The sequence below is a fragment of the Bradyrhizobium sp. genome, assembly GCF_030697065.1.
Classification (GTDB): domain Bacteria; phylum Pseudomonadota; class Alphaproteobacteria; order Rhizobiales; family Xanthobacteraceae; genus Bradyrhizobium.
This window is the reverse complement of the sequence record NZ_JAUYQU010000056.1, coordinates 25,220-46,602: the sequence shown is the minus strand read 5'-3', so window position 1 is coordinate 46,602 and position 21,383 is coordinate 25,220. Positions and strand designations below refer to the sequence as shown.

The window sequence follows — 21,383 nt, the reverse complement described above, 5'->3', positions numbered from 1 at the left end:
TTGGCGCCGGAGCCTTACGCCGAGCCGGCGAGAGCGTCGGCGGTGCGGGTCATCTCCGGGCCTAGATAATTGCGAAATTTCGGCTCGCTCGCCAGCGTGCGGAAATCCGGCTGCCGGGTGACGCCGCCGTCCGCGACCAGCAGGAACTGCTCGGCGATCTCGGCGAGGATCTCCAGATGCCAGCTCGCGGTCGGGTGCAGGCACAGCACCACCAGCCGGCCCTCGGCGCGCAGCTTGCGGAAGAAGTCGAGCATGAAGCCGATATAACCGTCCTGCAGGTTGAACTGCGGCTCGTCGAACAGATGCACCATGGGGGCTGCGGTCGGCGAGGCCTGCAGAAACACCGACGGCACCAGCTTGCGAAAGCGGCGGACCTGGTAGGATTGATGGTAATGGATCGCCAGCCGGTCGCGCTCGCGGTACTTGACGAGATGGATATCGGTGCCGGCGACATAGACATGCCCCGCGGACGGCGCGTTGGAGCCGGTCATCATCTCGAACAACGTGGTCTTGCCGGCGCCGTTCGGCCCGACCACGCCGACGATCGCGGGCGCATCGATCACCAGATCGGCCTCCAGCGTGAAGGTCGGACGGCGCACGAAGCGCCCGCGCGTGTAGACCTTGCGAACGCGATCGAGCGCGAGCAGGGGTGCCGCCATCAGTGAACTCCGAGCAGGCGCGCGCGCAACGCAGCGTCGTCACGCAAGGTACCGGCATCGCCGGTCCAGGCAATCCGGCCGCGGTCGATCACCGCGGCATGGTCGGCGACCGACAGTGCGATCTCCGCGTTCTGTTCGACGATCAGCGAGGCGACGCCGGCCTCCCGCAGCTTGCGGATGGTGGCCAGCACGTCGCCGACGATCTTCGGCGCCAGCCCCTGGCTCGGCTCGTCGAACAGGATCAGGCCGGGAGCCCCGACCAGCGCGCGGGCGATCGCCACCATCTGCATCTCGCCGCCGGACAGGTTTTCACATTCGCGCTCCATCAGATATTCGAGCGGCGAGAATATTTCGCAGGCCTCCTTGATGCTCCAGGCCCGGAACCGGGTGCGCTTTTGCGCGATGCCGAGATTGCGCGCCACCGTCAGCGTCGGACACAGCCGCCGGTCGTCGGGCACCCAGCCGATGCCGGCGCGGGCGATCTCGTGGGTCGGGCTGCGGGTCACGTCATTTCCTTCGAACCGGACCGCGCCGCGGCGCGGCCGGGTCAGGCCGAGGATCGAGCGCAGCATCGTGGTCTTGCCCGCGCCGTTGGGGCCGAGCAGCGCGAACACTTTCCCGCGCTCGACGGCCAGCGAGGCACCGAACAGCGCCTGCGTCTCGCCATAGAACGTATCGACCGCGTCGACTTCGAGGATCATGCGAACCGTCCGAGGTTGGAACGCCTGACCCATTCGTTCTGCTGCAGTTCGTGCGGCGTGCCGCGCGCGACCACCTGGCCCCAGTGGATCACCGAAATGCGGTCGGCCAGCGCGAACAGGAATTCCATGTCATGCTCGATCGCCACGATGGTGAGTTTTCCCTTCAGCCGCCCGACCAGCGCCGCCAGCCGCTGCACGCCGTCGGAGCCGAGGCCCGAGGTCGGCTCGTCGAGACAGAGCACGCGCGGGCTCTGCGCCAGCGCCACCGCGATTTCCAGCGCCCGGCGATCGCCATAGGGGAGATCCCTGGCGCGGACAGCGGCCTTGTCGGCGAGGCCGACGGTGGCGAGGACCGCCATCGCGCTTTCGGCAAAGCCGCTGTCATTGGCGGCGGCGTGACGCATGTCGAAGCCGCGGGCGCGAAACGCCGGGAGACCCACGGTGACGTTTTCGCGCGCGGAGAACTCGTCGAACAACGTCATGATCTGGAACGAGCGGGCGACGCCGTGGGCGGCAATGCGGTGCGGGCTGAAGCCGGTGACGTCCTTGCCGCCGAGCCGTATCGATCCCCGGCCCGGTTTGACCCGGCCGGTGAGGACGTTGAAGAAAGTGGTTTTGCCGGCGCCGTTCGGCCCCATCAGGCCATGAAATTCGCCTTCTGGCACCGCGAGGTCGATGCTTTCCAGCACCACGCGGTCGCCGAACCGGACATGGATGCCTGCGGCCTCGATCAGCGCCATCGTTCGGCTCCGAACAACAGCCGCATGGCCGAATTGCCCTGCCGCCGGATCAGCGAGTGCTTCTGGAACGCGGCGGTAACCGCGCCGGCGATGCCCTCCGGACGGAACAGCACGATGGCGATGAACAACAGCCCAAAATACAGCATCCAGGCGTTGGTCAGCGCCCCGATCACGTCGCGCGCGATCAGGAACACGAACACGCCGACCACCGGCCCCCAGAAACTGACGAGGCCGCCGCCGACCAGCGTCATCATCACGACATAACCGGACTGATGCAGGCTCATCACGTCGGGGAAGGCCGCGAGCTGCGCCATCGCGAACAGGCCGCCGGCCAGTCCCGAGATCGCCGCAGACAGTGTGAAAATCGAGGCCTTGTAGAGCCAGACGTGATAGCCGAGATGCGCAGCGCGGGTCTCGCTCTGCTTGATCGCGGCGACGACGCGGCCATAGGGCGAATGGGTCAGCCGCCACATCGCCACCACGGCCAGCGCAAACACCACCAGAACGAAATAGTAGAACGCGACATTGTCGGCGAGGTCGAATGTGACGACGCCGAAATCCGCCGGCAGCCGGGCGATTTTCAGGAGTCCGTCCTCGCCGCCGGTGATGCCGTGCGACTTGATAGCCAGCGTCCAGAAGATCTGCCCGAAGGCGATGGTCATGAAGGCGTAATAGATGCCGCGCCGGTGCGAGATGAACAGCGCCACCAGCGCGCCGGCGAGCCCGGCGACCGCGAATGCCGCCACCAGACAGACCCAGAGATTGGCGGCGACGTTGAACTGGCAAAGACCAAACGCATAGGCGCCGATCCCGAAATAGGCGCCGTGGCCGAACGACGGCAGTCCGGCGGTGCCCAGCACCAGGTTGAATGCCAGCGCATACAGCGACCAGATCAGGATCTCGATGCCGAGATAGGGATAAAGCCCGACCCGCGAGATCCACAGCGGCACCGTGGCCAGCACCAGCCACAGCACCAGCATGGCGGGCGTCACGAGGCGCGTGGCATCGGATGAAAGTGACGGCGAGGTCGACGTCATGCTTCGAGCACGCTCTTCTTGCCCCACAGGCCGCGGGCGCGGACGGTCACCACCGCGACCAGCAGGATGTACATCGACAGCAGGGACCATTCCGAGGCGTAGGCGCCGGACAGGCCGACGCAGAGGCCGACCAGCAGACCGGCCACCACCGCGCCCCAAAAGCTGCCGACGCCGCCGAGCACGATGACCAGAAACGCCGGGATCACGGCATCGACGCCCATATGCGGACGGATGCCCCAGATCGGCGCCACGATGATGCCGGCGATCGCGGCCAGCATGGTGCCGAGAACGAACACCAGGAGCCGCAGCCGCGTCAGGTTGATGCCGAGCGCGCGCACGATCTCGCTGTCATGCGCGCCGGCCTTGACGGTGGCGCCGAACGAGGTCTTTTCGATCACCAGCCAGACCACGCCGATGATCGCAGCGGCGATGCCGGCGGCATAGAAGCGATAGGTCGACCAGATCAGGTCGCCGAACAGAAAACCGCCGGAGACCGCCTGCGGCACCTGCAACACGTAGTCGCGGGTGCCCCAGATCAGCCGGATGGTCTCCTCGATCACCATCGCCGCGCCGAAGGTCAGCAGCAGTCCGTAGAGCGGATCCTTGCCATAAGTGCGGCGCATGCAGAATTCGATGGCCATGCCGACGATGCCGACCGCGATCGGTGCGATCACCAGCGTCGCCGCGTAGCGCCAGCCGAGCGGCAGGGCGATCCAGGCTTTGGCCAGTTCGGCCGGAAATGGCGGGCGCGACCCCATCAGCTGCATCGCGAGATAGGCACCGAGCGCGAACAGCGAGCCGTGCGCCAGATTGATCTGCTCCATCAATCCGACGATCAGCATGAAGCCGAGCGCGATCAGCGCGAACAGGAGGCCGAGCGTCAGGCCATTGAGGAGATGCGGAAGAAGATCGAACAAGCTGTGTCTCGGTTTTCTTGATTGTGAGACGGCAGCCGGACTCTCGACGAGAGCCCGGGTGCTACTGACTGGCTGCGGCGCAAAATCCGCCGGCCGGGGATCAGGAATCGACGGTCGGCACCTGCTCGTAGGGAGTAAGCTTGCACTTGGCCGCGGCGGCCGTATCCGCAGCAGCCTTGGGCTCGGTCCAGCTGATGATTTCGAACAGGTCGGTCTTGTCGACCGGCTTGGTGTTGCGGCGCGCGAGATAGATCGTCTGCTGCATCTGATGGGTGACCGGATCCATATAGGCATCGAAGTGCTGCATGCGGTCGGTGGCCGAGACCTTCAGGTTTTCGAGCTCCTTGATGATCTTGACGTTGTTGGTCGATCCGGCGCGCTCGATCGCCTTCAGCAATTCGCGGGTCGCCATGTAGCCGTTGTAGGAGACGTTGCCGGGCACCGGGATGGCGCCTTCCTTGTTGGCGGCCTGCCATTTCCTGACGAACTCGGCGACGCCGGGCAGCGGCAGCTTGTGATACCAGGTGGTGCCGAACACGCCGAACAGACTGTCGGGCGAACCCCACACATCGGGCCAGTCCTGCTGGTTGTTGATCCAGGCGGGCTTGCCGTCGAGCTTGAGCTGCGCCACCTGCTCGCGCAACGCCTTGATGTCGTCGCCGCCGATCGCGGTCGCCACCACGTCCGGCTTTGCTTGCTGGATTTTCAACAGATAGGCCGTGAAGTCGCGGGTGTTCTGCGGCACCAGCAGATTGTCGATGATCTTGCCGCCGGAGCCCTCGACCAGTCCCTTGGTGGAAGCCGAAGTGGTGTGGCCCCAGACATAGTCGTTGGTCAGCAACATCCAGTTCTTGCCGATCGAATCCACCGCGTTCTTGACCGACGCCTTGGAAAAATTGGTGCCGTTGCCGTCCCAGACGAATTTCACCCGCGAACAGTTTTCGCCCGCCTCGCTCGGCGCGGACGAATTGGTGTTCATGTAGATCACGCCGTATTTGCTGGCGACCTGGGTGATGGCGTTGGCGACGCCGGAGTGGATCGCGCCGAGCAGGATGGTGCAGTCTTCCCGCGTGATGAAGCGCTCGGCGACCCGGCTTCCGGTAGCCGGTGTGGTTTCGGTGTCGGCGGTGATCCAGGTGATCTTGCGGCCGAGCACGCCGCCCCTGGCATTGGCCTCTTCGATCGCCAGCTGGATGCCACGCATGTCGTCCTGGCCGCTGTTGCCATATTGGCCGCTGGCGTCGCAGGTCAGGCCGAGCTTGATCGGCTTGGCGGCGCCCTGCGCCCAAACCCGGTTCTCCTTCCAGGGACCGAAATAGCTGGCCGTGCCGCCGATGACGCTGGCCATCAGGCTGCCCTTCAGAACGCCGCGTCGCGAGATCCCACGCTTCTTCATCGTTCTCTCCCAAAGACTGTTTGAACGTCTGCCGGTTTCTTGTTGCGGCTATTAGAATGAACGTTCTATTGTGGCATGTAAAGTGGAATATTTGATCCAAGCGGCGAAACGCCGCGACTGGGGTAGAGTGCGGCGATGAACAAGGCTGCCGACAAATTCACGAGTTACGACGAGCTGCGCGGCGCGATCGCCCAGCGGCACCGGGCGCTGTCCGGCCGGTTGCAGCAGATCGCCGAATTCGTGCTCGACCATCCGACCGAAGTCGCGCTCGGCACCGTGGCCGAGGTCGCGGCGCGTTCCGGCGTTCCGCCCTCGGCGATCGTCCGCTTCGCGCATGCGCTCGGCTTCGGCGGTTTTACCGAGATGCAGCAGGTGTTCCGGTCGCGGCTCGTGGCCGGCGTGGCGCCGAGCTACAAGGCGCGGCTGGCGCGCATGAAGCACGAGGAGAAATCGATCCTCGGCCGCAAGCCCGCGGCGGTGCTCGGACGCTTCGTCGCGGAAGCCCAGTCGGCGCTGGTGACGCTGAGCCAATCGGCGCATGCGCGCGAACTGGACGCCGCCACCGCGATCCTGGCGGAGGCGCGCGACATCTATCTGCTCGGCCTCGGCGGCTCGTTTCCGGTCGCCACCCATCTGGCCTATGTGCTGCGAAAGCTCGGACGGCGGGTAATGCTGCTCGACGGCATCGGCGGCAGCATCCACGAACAATCGCATCCGGCGGGTCCCGAGGACGCGCTGGTCGCCATTAGCTTCCGCAATTACTACCCGGACACGGCCCGGCTGTTTCCCGAACTGGTGGCGCGCGGCGTTCCCGCGATCTCGATCACCGACAGCCTGCTGAGCCCGATCGTCGAAGGCGCCAGGGTCGTGTTCGAGATCCAGGACATGCCGGAACCGGCGCTGCGCACGCTGGTGGCGCCGATGTGCCTGGTCCAGGCCCTCGCCATCGGCCTCGACCTCGCGGCAGACTGACGCTTCCAGATTTCCAATCGGAGGAGAAACGAGATGGCTTCACACGATGCCGCGCAATCGTTAGCGGGCAAGGTCGCACTGGTGACCGGCGCCGGACGCGGGCTCGGCCGCGCCTTCGCCGAGCGGCTCGCCAGCCTCGGGGCCGATGTCGCGATCCACGGCATGCGCGAGAACGGCCCGGCGGAATATGGCGAGGGCACCACGCTGACGGCGGTGGCGGAAGCGGTGGCGGCGGCATACGGCATTCGCACCATCCGCGTGCTCGGCGACCTGACCAAAGGCGAAGACATCGATCGCATCATCGAGACAACATCGGACGCGCTCGGGCCGATCGATATCCTGGTCCACAATGCCGGCGGCGACATCGCCGCGGCCGGCGGCAAGCCCGACCCCAATGACGCCGTCGGCATTTCCGAGCAGGACGTGCGCGCCGTGCTGGACCGCAACCTGCTCTCGACCATCCTGACCTGCCAGGCGGTGGCGCGCGGCATGATGGAACGGCGCGCCGGCCGCATCGTCACCATCGGCTCGGTCGCCGCCTTCAAGGGCCGTACCCAGGGCTCGATCTATGCCGTCGCGAAAGCCGGCGTCACGCACTACACCCGCTGCCTCGCCGATCAATTGCGGTCCTACGACATCACCGTGAACTGCATCGCGCCCGGCGACACCCGGACCGGCCGCTTCATGGGCACGCGCGCGGTGGATCAGGCCCGCATGGTCGAGACCGGCACGCTGGACCGCATCGCCACCATCGACGAGGTGGCCCGGGTGGTCGAGGTGTTTGCGGGTCCGCTCGGGGCGTTCGTCTCCGGGCAGGTTTTGCGGGTCGATGGTGGCGGACAGTGCTGGCCGGGGTAGGCCTTCAAGAATTCGCAAAACAACCCCATGCAATGAAATGTCAACGCCGCCAAACGCCCCAAAAAGGTCCGAAACGGGCGCTTTTTGCGTCGATTCCGGCATCTAAAGGTTGCCCCTTCGACCCCCCTGCACTACCTGTAGCCCATGAAATTCCTTGACGAAGCAAAGGTCTATATCCGCTCCGGCGACGGCGGTAACGGCTGCGTGGCGTTCCGCCGCGAGAAGTATATCGAGTTCGGCGGCCCCTCCGGCGGCAATGGCGGCCGCGGCGGCGACGTCATCATCGAGGTGGCGGACGGCCTGAACACGCTGATCGACTACCGCTATCAGCAGCACTTCAAGGCGCAGAAGGGCACCAATGGCATGGGCAAGGACCGCCATGGCGCCAACGGCAAGTCGATCGTGCTCAAGGTGCCGGTGGGCACCCAGATCTTCGACGAGGACCGCGAGACCCTGATCCACGACTTCACCGCGCTCGGCGAGAAATTCGTGCTGGCCGAAGGCGGCAATGGCGGCTTCGGCAACGCGCATTTCAAATCCTCCACCAACCGCGCCCCGCGCAACGCCAATCCCGGCCAGGAAGGCGAGGAGCGCTGGATCTGGATGCGGCTGAAGCTGATCGCCGATGCCGGCCTGGTCGGCCTGCCCAATGCCGGCAAGTCGACCTTCCTCTCGGTGGTCAGCGCCGCCAAGCCGAAGATCGCCGACTATCCGTTCACGACGCTGCATCCGCAGCTCGGCGTGGTCGATGTCGACGGCCGCGAATTCGTGCTGGCGGATATTCCCGGCCTGATCGAGGGCGCGCATGAAGGCGCCGGCCTCGGCGACCGCTTTCTCGGCCATGTCGAGCGCTGCCGCGTGCTGCTGCATCTGGTGGATGCGACCTGCGAGCATGCCGGCAAGGCCTACAAGACGGTGCGGACCGAGCTCGATGCCTATGAGGGCAATCTCGCCGACAAGATCGAGATCGTGGCGCTGAACAAGATCGACGCGGTGACGCCGGACGAATTGAAGAAGCAGAAGGACCGGCTGAAGCGCGCGGCGAAGAAGACGCCGCTGTTGATGTCGGGGGTCACGGGCGAAGGCGTCAAGGACGCGCTGCGGGCGCTGGTCGCGGTGATCGGCGAAGCCCCGGTATCGGTGAAGGCCAAGGGCGCCGCCCAGGCCGAGCCGTGGTCGCCGGCGCCGCAGGGCTGACCCCGGTTCGTCAGCCTGACTTGCGCCGATTCTCTCCGGCTGCAAAACTCGTAACACCGCTTCACCCGACAGCATCCATGACCCGCCCCTCTCTCAAGAATTTCCGCCGCATCGTCGTCAAGGTCGGCTCGTCGCTGCTGATCGATTCCGAGGCTGGCGAAGTGCGGGGGGCGTGGCTCGCGGCGCTCGCCGCCGATCTGGCCAGGCTGCACGGCGAGGGCCGCGACGTGCTGGTGGTCTCGTCGGGCTCGATCGCGCTCGGCCGCAGCCGCCTGAAACTGCCGCGCGGCCCGCTGAAGCTGGAGGAGAGCCAGGGCGCCGCCGCGGTGGGGCAGATCGCGCTGGCGCGGATCTGGTCGGAGGTGCTGGGACATCATGGCATCCGCGCCGGACAGATACTGGTGACGCTGCAGGACACCGAGGAGCGCCGCCGCTACCTCAATGCGCGCTCCACCATCGCCAAGCTGCTGGAATGGCGCGCGGTGCCTGTGATCAACGAAAACGACACCGTCGCCACCAATGAAATCCGCTACGGCGACAATGACCGGCTCGCCGCCCGCGTCGCCACCATGGCGAGCGCCGATCTGTTGATCCTGCTGTCCGACATCGACGGCCTCTACGACGCGCCGCCCGGCGCCAACCCCAACGCCAAACTGATTCCGATCGTGGAGTCCGTCACGTCGGAGATCGAGGCGATGGCGGGCGCGGCGGAATCCGAATTGTCGCGCGGCGGCATGCAGACCAAGATCGAGGCGGCCAAGATCGCCACCACGTCGGGCACCCACATGCTGATCGCGTCGGGCAAGATCGAGCACCCGCTGCAGGCGATTGCCGACGGCGGCCGCTGCACCTGGTTCCTGACCCCGGCCAACCCCGTCACCGCGCGAAAACGCTGGATCGCGGGCTCGCTGGAGCCGAAGGGCACGCTGACCATCGACGCCGGCGCCGTCACCGCGCTGCGCGCCGGCAAGAGCCTGCTGCCGGCCGGCGTGATCCGGGTCGACGGGCAATTCGCCCGCGGCGACGCCGTGGTGGTGCGCGGCCCCGACACCCACGAGATCGGCCGCGGCCTCGTCGCCTATGACGCGGATGATGCGGAGAAAATAAAGGGCCGCTCGTCGCCGGATGTGATGATCATCCTCGGCATCAGCGGCCGGGCGGAAATGATCCACCGGGACGATCTGGTGATGGGGACGTCGCGGGGGTGACCGATGGACCGGATCTACTCTCCATTAGCGCGTTTCCTGGCCGCCAATCGCTTCCCTCCCTCCCGTTTGATCCGTTCGAACATGTCGCTGATATCGGCCTGCCGCCCGCTGTCGAAACCCTTCTGGATTTCGGCGCGCAGGGTCTACCCTTCGCCAAACCGGGATTTCCGTGCTAGGACATGGCCTTAATTGACCAGGGAACCGCCATGAGCGCGCCGCTGAAGGCGATCGACGGCAATGCCGATCTGCCTGCCTTGATGACCGGGCTTGCCGCACAGGCGCGCGCTGCCGCGCGGGTGCTGGCGCTTGCCTCGCCGGAACAGAAGAACCGCGCGCTGGAGGCGATCGAACGCGCCATCCGCGCCCATGCCGCCGATATCCTCGCGGCCAATGCCGAGGACGTCGCGGAAGTCCGCAACGGCGGCGCGACCGCGGCCTTCATCGACCGGCTGACGCTGACACCGGCGCGGATCGAGGCGATGGCCGAAGGTGTCGCTGTTGTGCGGGGGATCGCCGATCCCGTCGGCCTCGTCACCGAGCGCTGGCAGCGTCCGAACGGCATGACCATCGAACGCGTCCGGGTGCCGCTCGGCGTCGTCGCGGTGATTTTCGAAAGCCGCCCCAACGTCGCCGCCGATGCCGGCGTGCTGTGCCTGAAATCCGGCAATGCGGTGATTTTGCGCGGCGGCTCCGACAGCTTTCGCTCCTGCCGCGCGATCCACGATTGCCTGGTGCAGGGTTTGCGCGAAGCCGGCCTGCCGGAAGCCGCGATCACGCTGGTGCCGACGCGGGATCGCGCCGCGGTCGGCCTGCTGCTGACCGGATTGAATGGCGGCGTGGATGTGATCGTGCCGCGCGGCGGCAAGAGCCTGGTGGCGCGGGTCGAGGCCGAGGCGAGGGTGCCGGTGTTCGCGCATCTGGAAGGCGTCAACCACGTCTATGTCGATGTATCAGCCAATCCCGACATGGCGAAGGCGATCGTGCTGAATGCCAAGATGCGTCGCCCCGGCGTCTGCGGCGCGACCGAAACCCTGCTGGTCGATCGCGCCGCCGCCCCGGCGATGTTGAAGCCGCTGGTGACGATGCTGATCGACGCCGGCTGCGAGGTGCGCGGCGACGACGCCGTGCAGCGCACCGATCCCAGGGTGAAGCCGGCTTCCGAGGAGGACTGGGACACCGAATACGAGGACGCGATCATCTCGGCGAAAGTCGTCGACGGCCTCGACGCGGCGATCGCGCATATCCAGAACCACGGTTCGCATCACACCGATGCGATCGTGACCGAGGACGCCGATGCCGCCCGCAAATTTCTTGCCGAGGTCGACTCCGCGATCGTGCTGCATAACGCCTCGACCCAGTTCGCCGACGGCGGCGAGTTCGGCTTCGGCGCCGAAATCGGCATCGCCACCGGCAAATTCCACGCCCGCGGCCCGGTCGGCGCCGAGCAACTGACCAGCTTCAAGTACCGGGTCCACGGCACCGGACAGACGCGGCCGTGAAAACAACATCGCGGTGGCGCGTTTGAGTAAACCTTCGGTCGCCGCGCTTTCGGTCGCCCAATCCATCCCGCTCTACAGCAACGGCATGCGCGTCGGCCTGCTCGGCGGCTCGTTCAATCCGCCGCATCTCGCGCATCGCGCCATCAGCCTGTTCGCGATCAAGCGGCTGAAGCTCGACCGCGTATGGTGGCTGGTGACGCCGGGCAATCCGCTCAAGGATACCGGCGGATTGCATGATCTCGATGCGCGCGCTAAAGCGGCGCGAGAGATGGCGGACGATCCGCGCATCGATATCAGCTGTCTCGAATCCGTCATTGGAACGCGATACACTGTCGACACCATCAGCTACCTGCGCCGCCGCGCTTCCGGCCTGCGCTTTGTCTGGATCATGGGCGCCGACAACCTCGCGCAATTTCATCGCTGGCAGAACTGGCGGCGCATCGCCTCCGAGATGCCGATCGCGGTGATCGACCGTCCACCGCAAAGCTTTCGCGCGCTCGCGGCACCCGCGGCCCAGGCGCTGGCGCGCTATCGCCTGCCCGAGAATCAGGCAGGCCGGCTGGCGGACCAGCGCGCGCCGGCCTGGGTGTTTCTGACCGGCATGAAACTGAACCTGTCATCGACCGGCCTGCGGAACCCGGACGGAAGCTGGAAGACAAAGAAGTAACAGTCGGGATGGAAGTGAGAGCCGGGGTTCACTGGAATATTGAAACCGTTAACCCCACATGCCTAGAATAGCCCGTGGATGCCAGGATTCGGCGTTCGCGATACAGTGAAAGGAATGGTCCCTGACCACATCTGTATTGTCCAAGTCTGTTTTGCCCAAGGTTGCGAAAACGGCCGCAAAAACCGCACCCAAAACCGCGCGTAAAACATCGACCAAAGCTGTGGCCTTGAAGGCGCTACCCGACGCCGACAAGACCCTGAACCTGATCCTCTCCCGCCTCGACGACATGAAGGCGGAAGAAACGGTCACCATCGATCTGCGGGGCAAATCGGCGTTCTCCGACTACATGATCGTGACCACCGGCCGGGCCAACCGGCACGTCGGCGCGATCGCGGAAAATGTCGCCAAGAGCCTCAAGGAAAACGGAATCAAGCGCCTTCACATCGAGGGCTTGCCCAACTGCGACTGGGTACTGATCGATTCCGGCGATGTGGTCGTGCACGTGTTCCGACCCGAAGTGCGCGAATTCTACAATCTCGAGAGATTGTGGACCCAGGGCCCGACGGTGGCGGCGACGTAAGCAGGTCGGTTTTGGACTGATCGGTTGCGCCGGTGTGAATCGGCCGAGCGCGCGGTAGCGTGCGGCGCGCGAATGCGCGTGGAAATGCAGATATGCGCCTCGTCGTCATCTCAATCGGCCGGCTCAAGCAGGGTCCGGAGCGGGAACTCGCCGACCGCTACCGCGAACGGTTCGGCGACATCGGCCGCAAGCTCGGGTTTCGCGGGCTCGAAATCCAGGAAATTCCCGAAAGCCGCGCGCGCGACGCCGCAACCCGGATATCCGAGGAAGCCGCGGCGATTTCAGCCGCCATCCCGGACAAATCGATGCTGGTGGCGCTGGATGAGCGCGGCGACAATATCGACAGCGCCGGCTTCGCGAAGCACCTCGGCCGCTGGCGCGACGAGGCGGCCGCCAACACTATTTTCGCGATCGGCGGCGCGGACGGACTTTCGCCCGAATTGCGGCGCAAGGCTAAACTCTGCGTTGCATTCGGCGCTGCGACCTGGCCGCACCAAATGGTTCGCGTGATGCTTCTGGAACAGATCTACCGGGCCGCGACCATACTGGCCGGCCACCCTTATCACCGCGCCTGACCAAAGAGCACAGATCGGGATTGATGCAGCCAACGCGGAACATTCGATTCTACCCAGGCACCGCTCGTCGCGGTCGGCCGGGTGCGGTCCGCTTTCCGCTTTGGCCGCTTTCGATCGCCTTGCTGTCGGCCGGCTATGCCGTCATCCATCCGGCGCCGGCGACCGCCCAGGTCGCGGCAGCCCCTCAGGCCGTTGCGATCTCACCCGATGCCATCAAGCAGCGCGAGCAGGAACTCGAAGCCATCCGCGCCCAGCAGAAGAGCGCGGCGGAATTGCAGGCCAAGCTCAAGGCCGATATCGCCGTCATCGGACAAGATCGCAGCAAGCTCAACGCGCAGCTGATCGACATCGCCGCGCAGGTGCGCGGCGTCGAAACCAGGATCGGCGATGCCGAAGCGCGGCTGCGCCCGCTCGACAGCCGCGAACAGCAAATGCGCGGCTCGCTGGATTCGCGGCGTTCCGAAATCATCGAAGTGCTGGCGGCGCTGCAGCGCGCGGGAAGACGGACGCCGCCGGCGCTGCTGGTCCGGCCGGAAGACGCCCTGCAATCGCTGCGTACCGCCATGCTGCTGGGAGCGGTGATCCCGGAATTGCGCGGCCGCGCGGAAAGACTGGCCAGCGACCTCACCGAACTGGTGACGCTGCGCAAGACCATCGCCACCGAACGGGACCAGCTTGCGGCCGACCGCGACAAGCTCCGGGATGACCAGACCCGGATGGCCGCCCTGATCGACGAGCGGCAGCGCCAGCAGAGCGCGGCCGAAAAGGACATGGATGCGGAAGGCGCGCGCGCCATCGCGCTGTCCAGGCAGGTCGACAGCCTGCAGGGCCTGATCGGCAAGATGGAACAGGACCTGAAGAGCGCCGCGAAAGCGGCCGCGACCGCCCATCTGCAGGGTGCCCCGACCGGCAAGCCCAATCTGGGGGCCTTGAAGGACCCCGCCCGGATGAGCCCGGCCATTGCCTTTGCCTCCGCCAAGGGTCTATTCGCAATGCCGGTTAATGGCCGCAAGATTCGCGAATTTGGCGGTTCCGACGGGGCTGGCGGCGTGGAAAAAGGCATTTCTTTGGCAACCCGGGTCGGCGCCCAGGTCACAACACCGTGTGACGGCTGGGTTGTCTATGCCGGACCCTTCCGCAGCTACGGACAACTCTTGATCCTCAACGCCGGGGGCGGGTATCATGTGTTGATCGCCGGGATGGAGCGTATATCGGTTAACATCGGCCAGTTTGTACTTACGGGGGAGCCGGTCGCGACCATGGGAACGAGATCCCAAGTTGCGTCGATCCTCGCGGCCACCGCGAGTCAGCCCGTACTCTATGTCGAGTTCCGTAAGGACGGCACTCCAATCGATTCAGGTCCATGGTGGGCCGCAAGTGAAGGCGAAAAGGTTCGCGGATGATGCGCAAGACTTCTGTAATCCTCCTTAGCGCCGCCACCGGCGCGGCATTGACGCTGTTCGTGACCCAGCCCCGCGCCGTCCTGATGGGATCGAGCGCGCGCGCCGCGACATCGGACACCTATCGGCAGCTCAATCTGTTCGGCGATGTGTTCGAGCGGGTCCGCAGCGACTACGTCGAGAAGCCCGACGACGGCAAGCTGGTCGAGTCCGCGATCAGCGGCATGCTGACCGGCCTCGATCCGCACTCCAGCTACATGGACGCCAAGAGCTTCCGCGACATGCAGGTGCAGACCCGCGGCGAATTCGGCGGGCTCGGCATCGAAGTCACGATGGAAGACGGCCTGATCAAGGTGGTGTCGCCGATCGACGACACGCCCGCCTCCAAGGCCGGCATCATGGCCAACGACATCATCACCAATCTCGACGATGAAGCGGTGCAGGGCCTCACCCTCAATCAGGCCGTCGAGAAGATGCGCGGCCCCGTCAACACCAAGATCCGGCTCAAGATCATTCGCAAGGGCCAGGACAATCCGATCGACGTCACCCTGGTGCGCGACAACATCCGCGTCCGTTCGGTCCGCGCCCGCACCGAGAGCGACGATATCGGCTATATCCGCATCACCACCTTCAACGAGCAGACCACCGAAGGCCTGAAGCGGGAAATCGGCAACCTGACCACGCAGATCGGCGCCGACAAGCTGAAGGGCTTCATCATCGACATGCGCAACAATCCCGGCGGATTGCTGGAGGAAGCGGTCACCGTTTCCGACGCCTTCCTCGATCGCGGCGAGATCGTCTCGACCCGCGGCCGTAACGCCGAGGAGACCCAGCGCCGCGCCGCCCATGCGGGCGATCTGACCAAGGGCAAGCCGGTGATCGTACTGATCAATGGCGGCTCGGCATCGGCTTCGGAGATCGTCGCCGGCGCGTTGCAGGACCACAAGCGGGCAACGCTGGTGGGCACCCGCTCGTTCGGCAAGGGTTCGGTGCAGACCATCATTCCGCTCGGAAGCGGCAACGGCGCGCTGCGTCTCACCACCGCGCGCTACTTCACGCCATCGGGCAAGTCGATCCAGGCCAAGGGCATCGTGCCCGATATCGAGGTCCTGCAGGACGTGCCGGATGAGCTGAAGTCGCGAACCGACACCAAGGGCGAAGCCTCGCTGCGCGGCCATCTGAAGTCCGAGGGCGACGAGAAAACCGGCTCGCAATCCTACGTGCCGCCGGACGCCAAGAACGACAAGGCGTTGAGGCTGGCGGCCGACCTGCTGCACGGCATCAAGGCCAATGCGTCCGCGCCGACCGGCGAAAAGGCCGCGATCGACAAACCCGCCAGCAAGGTGGCGAACTGATCCGATCCCTCTGACGGGGTTGTGCGAACAGGGTGGCCTTCGGGCCGCCCTTTTTGCTGCAAGGTGCCGACCGGTTCCGGCCCGTCCATGATCCGGGCCTTCGCCGGATAGTCGCCGTGGCGTATCTGCCGCGGCCTTGCCCGGCCGTGGTATCGTCGAATCAGCTGATTCGGGGAGACCTATGGCAGATGCGGCCGACGATCTGAGCACACCGCTCGGACAGCAGACGGCGGGCCGGAAGCGCCGTTTCCGGCTGCCGTTTACCGGGACCCAGGCGCTTGCCGTCCTGCTCGGACTGTTGCTGGCGGTTTTTGCAGGCTTCGCCATCTTCGGCGACAATCCGCTGGGCGGCGAGCCGGTCGCGCGGATCGCGCTGCGTCCGCCTGCTGCCCCGGCCGGGGCGGAAAAATCCGCCGCGGCGCCCGCCGCCGAGCCCGGCGTCAAGTCCGAGACCAGGCCAGCCGCGCCGGCGGACCAGAAGACCGTCACCATCATCGACGGCTCCAGCGGCAAGCGCCAAGACGTCGTGATCGGGGGCGCCGCCGACAAGATCGAGACCGACAAGGCGACCGCCATGACCGGGGTGGATCCGCGCCTGCTCGAGAAATCGCGCCACGGCATGATCCCTGTCGTGGCCGATGGGCTGAAGCCGTTCACCGTTTATGCCGCCGAAGCCGACCGCGCCAGGGCGGCCAAGATGCCCGTGGTGTCGATCGTCATCGCCGGCCTTGGGGTCGGCGCGACCAGGACCGCCGACGCGATCATGAAGCTGCCGCCCGCGGTGACCCTGGCGTTCACGCCCTATGGCTCGGATCCCTCCAAACTGGCCGAGCGGGCCCGCGCGCAGCGCCATGAGATCCTGCTACAGATTCCGATGGAGCCGTTCGACTATCCCGACAACGACCCCGGCCCGCAGACCCTGCTCACGACGCTCTCGGCCGATGCCAATCTGGATCGGCTGCACTGGCATCTCAGCCGCTTTCAGGGCTATGCCGGAATCGCCAATTTCATGGGCGCACGCTTCGTCGTCACCGACGCCGCGATGCAGCCCATCATCAGCGAGGCCGCCAAACGCGGGCTCGGCTATCTCGACGACGGCGCAGCGCCGCGCTCCGCTGCGCCCGCTCTGGCGGCTGCCCAGGCGATGCCGTTCGCCAAGGCCGATTTCGCCATCGATGCGGTGCCCACCGCCGCGGAGATCGACCGGGCGCTCGCCAGGCTGGAAAATCTGGCGAAGGAACGCGGCACCGCGATCGGCGTCGCCTCGGCGCTGCCGATTTCGGTCGAGCGGATCGGCATCTGGATCAAGGCGCTGGAGGGCCGCGGCATCATGCTTGTGCCATTGACAACCGCGATGCTGAAATCAAAATCGGGTTGATATCCGCCTGGCGCGACTTCTGATCTTTTGGAGCTTGCCGCCGGAGCAGCACCTGTGACTGCAAGAGGTTTGACGGCAAAAGGCTTGAACGTAATGGCGCGCTACGAAGACCTGCCCTATCGAACATGCGTCGGCATGATGCTGATCAACGCTGCGGGGCTCGTCTTCATCGGCCGCCGCGCCGGCGGCATCGAACATGTCGACGAGACCCATGTCTGGCAGATGCCGCAGGGCGGCGTCGATCCCGGCGAGGACACCTGGGAAGCGGCGAAGCGCGAGCTCTACGAGGAAACCAGCGTCCGCTCGGTCGAGAAGCTCGGCGAAGTCCCGGACTGGCTGATCTACGATATCCCGCGCACCGTGGCCGGCCGCGCCTGGAAGGGACGCTATCGCGGCCAGCGCCAGAAATGGTTCGCGGTCCGCTTCACCGGCGAGGACAAGGAGATCAATGTCGCGAGCCCGGGCGGCGGCCACAAGGCGGAGTTCATCAGCTGGCGCTGGGAGCCGATGAAGAATCTGCCCAATCTGATCGTTCCGTTCAAGCGCCCGGTCTATGAGCGCGTGGTGAAGGAATTTTCCAGGTTGGCGGGTAATTAATGTACCCGTCGTTCCGGGGCGTGAGCAAAGCGAGCGAACCCGGAACCTCGGGATTCCGGGTCTGGTCCTTCCGACCATCCCGGAATGACGCCTAACGCATCACCTTTGATGGCAGAGATAAAACCCTATCGCCCCAATGTCGGCATCGCGCTGTTCAACGCCGCCGGTCAGGTGCTGATCGGGCGGCGTTTCAGGGACGACGGACCGGAAATCATTCTGCCGGGCCTGGAGTGGCAGATGCCGCAGGGCGGCATCGACGCCGACGAGAATCCGCGCGACGCGGTGATGCGCGAATTGTGGGAGGAGACCGGCGTCGTCAGTGCCGGCTATCTCGGCGAAACCGGCTGGCTGACCTACGAGTTTCCGGCCTATGCCGGGCCGCCGTCGCACCGGCTGGCGAAATTCCGCGGCCAGCGCCAGAAATGGTTCGCGCTGCGCTTTACGGGCGACGAGGCCGAGATCGATCCGCTGACGCCGCGCAACGGCCAGCCGGCGGAATTCGACCAGTGGCGCTGGGAGCGGCTCGATGCCGTCGCAGACCTCGTGGTGCCGTTCCGGCGCGAGGTGTACCGGACGGTGGCACGCGAGTTCGCGAAGTACGCGCCCCGGCAGGTCTAATTCAATTCGACATCGCGAAGACATCCCCATGCAACGCTTGGCATGCCCGGCGGCGCAGCACGGTGCAACGCCGCCTCCTGCTCGAACGAGAGGATTATGACAGGTCGAATTCCGAGCTAAATCGGACCCTAGTGCATCGCCGTCGAGGTGAGCTGATGCTGGATGCTCTTGAAGTGATCGAGCCGCTCGATGGCGCGGTCGAGTTCGGAGCCCTCGTGCTCGGCGAGCTTCTCTTCCATGCCCGAAATCGTGTCGGCGAACTGCGCCCGGTCCAGATCATCCACCGAGGTCGCGACATCGGCGAGCACCGTGAGGCCTTTCTCGGAGACTTCGGCGAGGCCGCCGAGCACGATGATCCTATGCCTGGTGCCACCCACCGTCACCGTCAGGATTCCCGGACGGATCACGGCCACGAGGGGCGCATGGTCGGCAAGCACGCCGAAATCGCCCTCGATGCCGGGAACGTCGACCTGATCGACTTCGCCGGAGAAGGCGAGTTGTTCGGGCGAGACGAGATCGAAGTGGAAGGTGGCCATGGGTAGTCCTGCGAATGGCGAATGGCGAATGGCGAGTAGTGAGGAAGGGAATGGCGCTTAACTATTCGCCATTCCCTGTTCGCTATTCGCCCGCTTAAGCTGCTTCAGCCGCGAGCTTCTTGCCCTTTTCGACCGCTTCCTCGATGGCGCCGACCATGTAGAAGGCGGCTTCCGGAAGGTAATCGTACTTGCCTTCGCAGATGGCGCGGAAACCCTTGATGGTGTCGGCGAGGTCGACGAACTTGCCCGGCGATCCCGTGAAGATTTCAGCGACGTGGAACGGCTGCGACAGGAACCGCTCGATCTTGCGGGCGCGGGCGACCGCGATCTTGTCCTCTTCCGACAGTTCGTCCATGCCGAGAATGGCGATGATGTCCTGCAGCGACTTGTAGCGCTGCAGCACCTGCTGGACCATGCGCGCGGTCTGGTAGTGCTCCTCGCCGACGATCAGCGGCGACAGCATGCGCGAGGTCGAGTCGAGCGGGTCGACCGCGGGATAGATGCCCTTTTCCGAGATTGCGCGGTTCAGCACCGTGGTCGCGTCCAGATGCGCGAACGAGGTGGCGGGCGCCGGGTCGGTCAAGTCGTCGGCCGGCACGTAGATCGCCTGCACCGAGGTGATCGAGCCCTTGTGCGTGGTGGTGATGCGCTCCTGCAGCGCGCCCATGTCGGTGGCCAGCGTCGGCTGATAGCCCACCGCCGAGGGGATACGGCCGAGCAGCGCCGACACTTCGGAGCCAGCCTGGGTGAAGCGGAAGATGTTGTCGATGAAGAACAGCACGTCCTGGCCCTGATCGCGGAAATGCTCGGCGACGGTGAGGCCGGACAGCGCGACGCGCATGCGGGCGCCGGGCGGCTCGTTCATCTGGCCGAACACCAGCGCGCATTTCGATTTGACGCTCGGATCGGGATGGTGAGGGTCGGCGTTGACCTTGGATTCGATGAACTCGTGGTAGAGGTCGTTGCCTTCGCGGGTCCGCTCGCCGACGCCGGCGAACACCGAATTGCCGCCATGCGCCTTCGCGACGTTGTTGATCAGTTCCTGAATCAGCACGGTCTTGCCGACGCCGGCGCCGCCGAACAGGCCGATCTTGCCGCCCTTGGCGTAGGGCGCGAGCAGGTCGACGACCTTGATGCCGGTGACCAGAATTTCGGCTTCGGTGGCCTGGTCGGTATAGGTCGGCGCTTCCTGATGGATCGCGCGCGAGCCTTCGGAGGCGATCGGACCGGCTTCGTCGATCGGCTCGCCGATCACGTTCATGATGCGGCCGAGCGTGCCGGCGCCGACCGGCACCTGGATCGGGCCGCCGGTGTCGCTGACCTCCTGGCCGCGGACCAGGCCCTCGGTGGTGTCCATCGCGATGGTGCGCACCGTGGATTCGCCGAGATGCTGCGCAACTTCCAGCACCAGGCGGTTGGTGCCGTTCATGGTGGTGATGGCGTTGAGAATCGCCGGCAGGTGTCCTTCGAACTGCACGTCGACGACGGCGCCGATGACTTGCGTGACGCGTCCGGTCTGGTTGGCGGGTGTAGCCATAAAACTCTCTCCTTGAAGTCCGAAACTCAAAGCGCCTCGGCGCCGGAGATGATCTCGATCAGCTCCTTGGTGATCATCGCCTGACGGGTGCGGTTGTAGATCAGCGTCTGCCTGCGGATCATGTCGCCGGCGTTGCGGGTGGCGTTGTCCATCGCGCTCATCTGCGCGCCGTAAAACGAAGCGTTGTTTTCCAGGAGCGCGCGGAAGATCTGCACCGCCAGATTGCGCGGCAGCAGGCCGCCCAGAATCTCGTCCTCTTCCGGCTCGTATTCATAGGGCGTCGCCGGGCCGGCATTGGCGGCGGGCGCTTCCACCACCAGCGGAATGATCTGCTGCGCGGTCGGGATCTGCGAGATCACCGACTAGAAGCGCGAATAGAACAACGTGCAGACGTCGAACTCGCCGGCATTGAAGCGTGCGATCACCTTCTTCGCGATATCATCGGCGTTGACGAAACCGAGCTGGCGGACCGAGCGCAGTTCGACGTGCTCGACGATCTGCCGCTCGAAGGTGCGCCGCAACTGCTCATAGCCCTTGCGGCCGACGCAGAAGAATTTGACTTCCTTGCCCTGGTTCATCAGCGCCAGCGCGCGCTCGCGGGCGAGCCGCACGATCGACGAGTTGAACGCGCCGGACAGGCCGCGCTCGCCGGTGCAGACCAGGAACAGGTGCACCTGGTCATTGCCGGTACCGGCCAGCAGCGCCGGAGCGACCGGCGAACCGGCGGCGGCGCCGGCGATATTGGAGATCACCGCATCCATCTTTTCCGCGTAGGGACGCGCCGCCTCGGCCGCGCTCTGCGCGCGCCGCAGCTTGGAGGCCGCGACCATCTGCATGGCCTTGGTGATCTTCTGCGTCGCCTTGGTGGAGGCGATGCGGACCCGCATGTCTTTCAGTGAAGCCATTCTCAGTTCACCCCGGCGATCCGGTCCATGACCCTACCGCAAGCCCCTTTT

Annotated in this window: 21 protein-coding genes and 1 pseudogene; 13 read left to right on the top strand and 9 right to left on the bottom strand. The window is 65.6% G+C overall.

The window, feature by feature from the left end; translation table 11 throughout:
- Positions 1-14: 14 nt before the first annotated feature.
- The 6 genes from Q8R73_RS04000 to Q8R73_RS03975 all read right to left on the bottom strand — a co-directional run bounded on the left by Q8R73_RS04000 (position 15) and on the right by Q8R73_RS03975 (position 5,450).
- A complete protein-coding gene (locus Q8R73_RS04000; RefSeq protein WP_305718239.1) occupies positions 15-659 on the bottom strand; it encodes an ATP-binding cassette domain-containing protein in 645 nt (214 codons plus the stop codon).
- Positions 659-1,360, bottom strand: coding sequence for an ABC transporter ATP-binding protein (locus tag Q8R73_RS03995; protein ID WP_305718238.1), 702 nt, complete (start codon positions 1,358-1,360; stop codon positions 659-661). Before Q8R73_RS03995 ends, Q8R73_RS04000 begins: the two co-directional genes overlap by 1 nt.
- Positions 1,357-2,100, bottom strand: coding sequence for an ABC transporter ATP-binding protein (locus tag Q8R73_RS03990; protein ID WP_305718237.1), 744 nt, complete (start codon positions 2,098-2,100; stop codon positions 1,357-1,359). The genes Q8R73_RS03995 and Q8R73_RS03990 overlap by 4 nt, the downstream gene beginning before the upstream one ends.
- A complete protein-coding gene (locus tag Q8R73_RS03985; RefSeq protein ID WP_305718236.1) occupies positions 2,091-3,137 on the bottom strand; it encodes a branched-chain amino acid ABC transporter permease in 1,047 nt (348 codons plus the stop codon). Before Q8R73_RS03985 ends, Q8R73_RS03990 begins: the two co-directional genes overlap by 10 nt.
- Entirely contained in the window at positions 3,134-4,054 is a 921-nt protein-coding gene (locus Q8R73_RS03980) for a branched-chain amino acid ABC transporter permease (RefSeq protein WP_305718235.1), read from the bottom strand. The genes Q8R73_RS03985 and Q8R73_RS03980 overlap by 4 nt, the downstream gene beginning before the upstream one ends.
- Positions 4,055-4,154: 100 nt before the next feature.
- Positions 4,155-5,450: an ABC transporter substrate-binding protein gene (locus tag Q8R73_RS03975; protein ID WP_305718234.1), complete on the bottom strand. Its 1,296-nt coding sequence runs from the start codon at positions 5,448-5,450 to the stop codon at positions 4,155-4,157.
- 135 nt (positions 5,451-5,585) lie between these two features.
- On the opposite strand from Q8R73_RS03975, the gene Q8R73_RS03970 reads away from it, so the two are divergent.
- From Q8R73_RS03970 to Q8R73_RS03910, 13 genes are all read left to right on the top strand, one after another.
- The gene (locus Q8R73_RS03970; RefSeq protein WP_305718233.1) at positions 5,586-6,422 is read left to right on the top strand and encodes a MurR/RpiR family transcriptional regulator; all 837 of its coding nucleotides are present in this window, start codon (positions 5,586-5,588) and stop codon (positions 6,420-6,422) included.
- Between the two features lie 33 nt (positions 6,423-6,455).
- On the top strand, positions 6,456-7,280 hold the full coding sequence (locus tag Q8R73_RS03965) for an SDR family NAD(P)-dependent oxidoreductase (RefSeq protein ID WP_305718232.1): 825 nt from the start codon (positions 6,456-6,458) through the stop codon (positions 7,278-7,280).
- A gap of 144 nt (positions 7,281-7,424) precedes the next feature.
- The gene (gene obgE / locus Q8R73_RS03960) at positions 7,425-8,477 is read left to right on the top strand and encodes a GTPase ObgE (protein ID WP_305718231.1); all 1,053 of its coding nucleotides are present in this window, start codon (positions 7,425-7,427) and stop codon (positions 8,475-8,477) included.
- A 77-nt stretch (positions 8,478-8,554) separates the two neighbouring features.
- On the top strand, positions 8,555-9,685 hold the full coding sequence (gene proB / locus Q8R73_RS03955; RefSeq protein ID WP_305718230.1) for a glutamate 5-kinase: 1,131 nt from the start codon (positions 8,555-8,557) through the stop codon (positions 9,683-9,685).
- A gap of 206 nt (positions 9,686-9,891) precedes the next feature.
- Complete coding sequence (locus tag Q8R73_RS03950; protein ID WP_305718229.1) at positions 9,892-11,184, top strand: glutamate-5-semialdehyde dehydrogenase; 1,293 nt, start codon at positions 9,892-9,894, stop codon at positions 11,182-11,184.
- A 22-nt stretch (positions 11,185-11,206) separates the two neighbouring features.
- A complete protein-coding gene (locus Q8R73_RS03945; RefSeq protein WP_305718228.1) occupies positions 11,207-11,851 on the top strand; it encodes a nicotinate-nucleotide adenylyltransferase in 645 nt (214 codons plus the stop codon).
- A gap of 226 nt (positions 11,852-12,077) precedes the next feature.
- Entirely contained in the window at positions 12,078-12,431 is a 354-nt protein-coding gene (gene rsfS / locus Q8R73_RS03940; RefSeq protein ID WP_305718227.1) for a ribosome silencing factor, read from the top strand.
- 92 nt (positions 12,432-12,523) lie between these two features.
- Positions 12,524-13,006, top strand: a complete 483-nt coding sequence (gene rlmH / locus Q8R73_RS03935; RefSeq protein ID WP_305718226.1) for a 23S rRNA (pseudouridine(1915)-N(3))-methyltransferase RlmH — start codon at positions 12,524-12,526, stop codon at positions 13,004-13,006.
- Positions 13,007-13,029: 23 nt separating this feature from the next.
- Positions 13,030-14,409, top strand: a complete 1,380-nt coding sequence (locus tag Q8R73_RS03930; RefSeq protein WP_371126029.1) for a murein hydrolase activator EnvC — start codon at positions 13,030-13,032, stop codon at positions 14,407-14,409.
- Positions 14,406-15,761 carry a S41 family peptidase gene (locus tag Q8R73_RS03925; protein WP_305718224.1) on the top strand — a complete coding sequence of 452 codons (1,356 nt, stop codon included), beginning with the start codon at positions 14,406-14,408 and terminating at the stop codon, positions 15,759-15,761. Before Q8R73_RS03930 ends, Q8R73_RS03925 begins: the two co-directional genes overlap by 4 nt.
- A 181-nt stretch (positions 15,762-15,942) precedes the next feature.
- Positions 15,943-17,139, top strand: a complete 1,197-nt coding sequence (locus Q8R73_RS03920) for a divergent polysaccharide deacetylase family protein (RefSeq protein WP_305718223.1) — start codon at positions 15,943-15,945, stop codon at positions 17,137-17,139.
- A 93-nt stretch (positions 17,140-17,232) separates the two neighbouring features.
- The gene (locus Q8R73_RS03915; RefSeq protein WP_305718222.1) at positions 17,233-17,736 is read left to right on the top strand and encodes an RNA pyrophosphohydrolase; all 504 of its coding nucleotides are present in this window, start codon (positions 17,233-17,235) and stop codon (positions 17,734-17,736) included.
- Positions 17,737-17,844: 108 nt separating this feature from the next.
- Complete coding sequence (locus Q8R73_RS03910; protein WP_305718221.1) at positions 17,845-18,354, top strand: RNA pyrophosphohydrolase; 510 nt, start codon at positions 17,845-17,847, stop codon at positions 18,352-18,354.
- A 128-nt stretch (positions 18,355-18,482) separates the two neighbouring features.
- Here the strand turns inward: Q8R73_RS03910 and Q8R73_RS03905 are convergent, their stop codons facing one another.
- The 3 genes and pseudogenes from Q8R73_RS03905 to Q8R73_RS03895 form a co-directional block, all read right to left on the bottom strand.
- Positions 18,483-18,890: a F0F1 ATP synthase subunit epsilon gene (locus Q8R73_RS03905; protein ID WP_305718220.1), complete on the bottom strand. Its 408-nt coding sequence runs from the start codon at positions 18,888-18,890 to the stop codon at positions 18,483-18,485.
- 94 nt (positions 18,891-18,984) lie between these two features.
- Positions 18,985-20,427, bottom strand: a complete 1,443-nt coding sequence (atpD, locus tag Q8R73_RS03900) for a F0F1 ATP synthase subunit beta (RefSeq protein ID WP_305718219.1) — start codon at positions 20,425-20,427, stop codon at positions 18,985-18,987.
- Positions 20,428-20,453: 26 nt separating this feature from the next.
- Positions 20,454-21,332: pseudogene (locus Q8R73_RS03895) on the bottom strand (F0F1 ATP synthase subunit gamma).
- Positions 21,333-21,383 lie beyond the last annotated feature (51 nt).

Bases quoted from the DNA above. Each gene is read 5' to 3' on its own strand.
- Q8R73_RS04000 (WP_305718239.1), bottom strand. From the start codon at position 659: ATGGCGGCACCCCTGCTCGCGCTCGATCGCGTTCGCAAGGTCTACACG.
- Q8R73_RS03995 (WP_305718238.1), bottom strand. From the start codon at position 1,360: ATGATCCTCGAAGTCGACGCGGTCGATACGTTCTATGGCGAGACGCAG.
- Q8R73_RS03990 (WP_305718237.1), bottom strand. From the start codon at position 2,100: ATGGCGCTGATCGAGGCCGCAGGCATCCATGTCCGGTTCGGCGACCGC.
- Q8R73_RS03985 (WP_305718236.1), bottom strand. From the start codon at position 3,137: ATGACGTCGACCTCGCCGTCACTTTCATCCGATGCCACGCGCCTCGTG.
- Q8R73_RS03975 (WP_305718234.1), bottom strand. From the start codon at position 5,450: ATGAAGAAGCGTGGGATCTCGCGACGCGGCGTTCTGAAGGGCAGCCTG.
- Q8R73_RS03970 (WP_305718233.1), top strand. From the start codon at position 5,586: ATGAACAAGGCTGCCGACAAATTCACGAGTTACGACGAGCTGCGCGGC.
- Q8R73_RS03965 (WP_305718232.1), top strand. From the start codon at position 6,456: ATGGCTTCACACGATGCCGCGCAATCGTTAGCGGGCAAGGTCGCACTG.
- obgE (WP_305718231.1), top strand. From the start codon at position 7,425: ATGAAATTCCTTGACGAAGCAAAGGTCTATATCCGCTCCGGCGACGGC.
- proB (WP_305718230.1), top strand. From the start codon at position 8,555: ATGACCCGCCCCTCTCTCAAGAATTTCCGCCGCATCGTCGTCAAGGTC.
- Q8R73_RS03950 (WP_305718229.1), top strand. From the start codon at position 9,892: ATGAGCGCGCCGCTGAAGGCGATCGACGGCAATGCCGATCTGCCTGCC.
- rlmH (WP_305718226.1), top strand. From the start codon at position 12,524: ATGCGCCTCGTCGTCATCTCAATCGGCCGGCTCAAGCAGGGTCCGGAG.
- Q8R73_RS03930 (WP_371126029.1), top strand. From the start codon at position 13,030: ATGCAGCCAACGCGGAACATTCGATTCTACCCAGGCACCGCTCGTCGC.
- Q8R73_RS03925 (WP_305718224.1), top strand. From the start codon at position 14,406: ATGATGCGCAAGACTTCTGTAATCCTCCTTAGCGCCGCCACCGGCGCG.
- Q8R73_RS03920 (WP_305718223.1), top strand. From the start codon at position 15,943: ATGGCAGATGCGGCCGACGATCTGAGCACACCGCTCGGACAGCAGACG.
- Q8R73_RS03915 (WP_305718222.1), top strand. From the start codon at position 17,233: ATGGCGCGCTACGAAGACCTGCCCTATCGAACATGCGTCGGCATGATG.
- Q8R73_RS03910 (WP_305718221.1), top strand. From the start codon at position 17,845: ATGGCAGAGATAAAACCCTATCGCCCCAATGTCGGCATCGCGCTGTTC.
- Q8R73_RS03905 (WP_305718220.1), bottom strand. From the start codon at position 18,890: ATGGCCACCTTCCACTTCGATCTCGTCTCGCCCGAACAACTCGCCTTC.
- atpD (WP_305718219.1), bottom strand. From the start codon at position 20,427: ATGGCTACACCCGCCAACCAGACCGGACGCGTCACGCAAGTCATCGGC.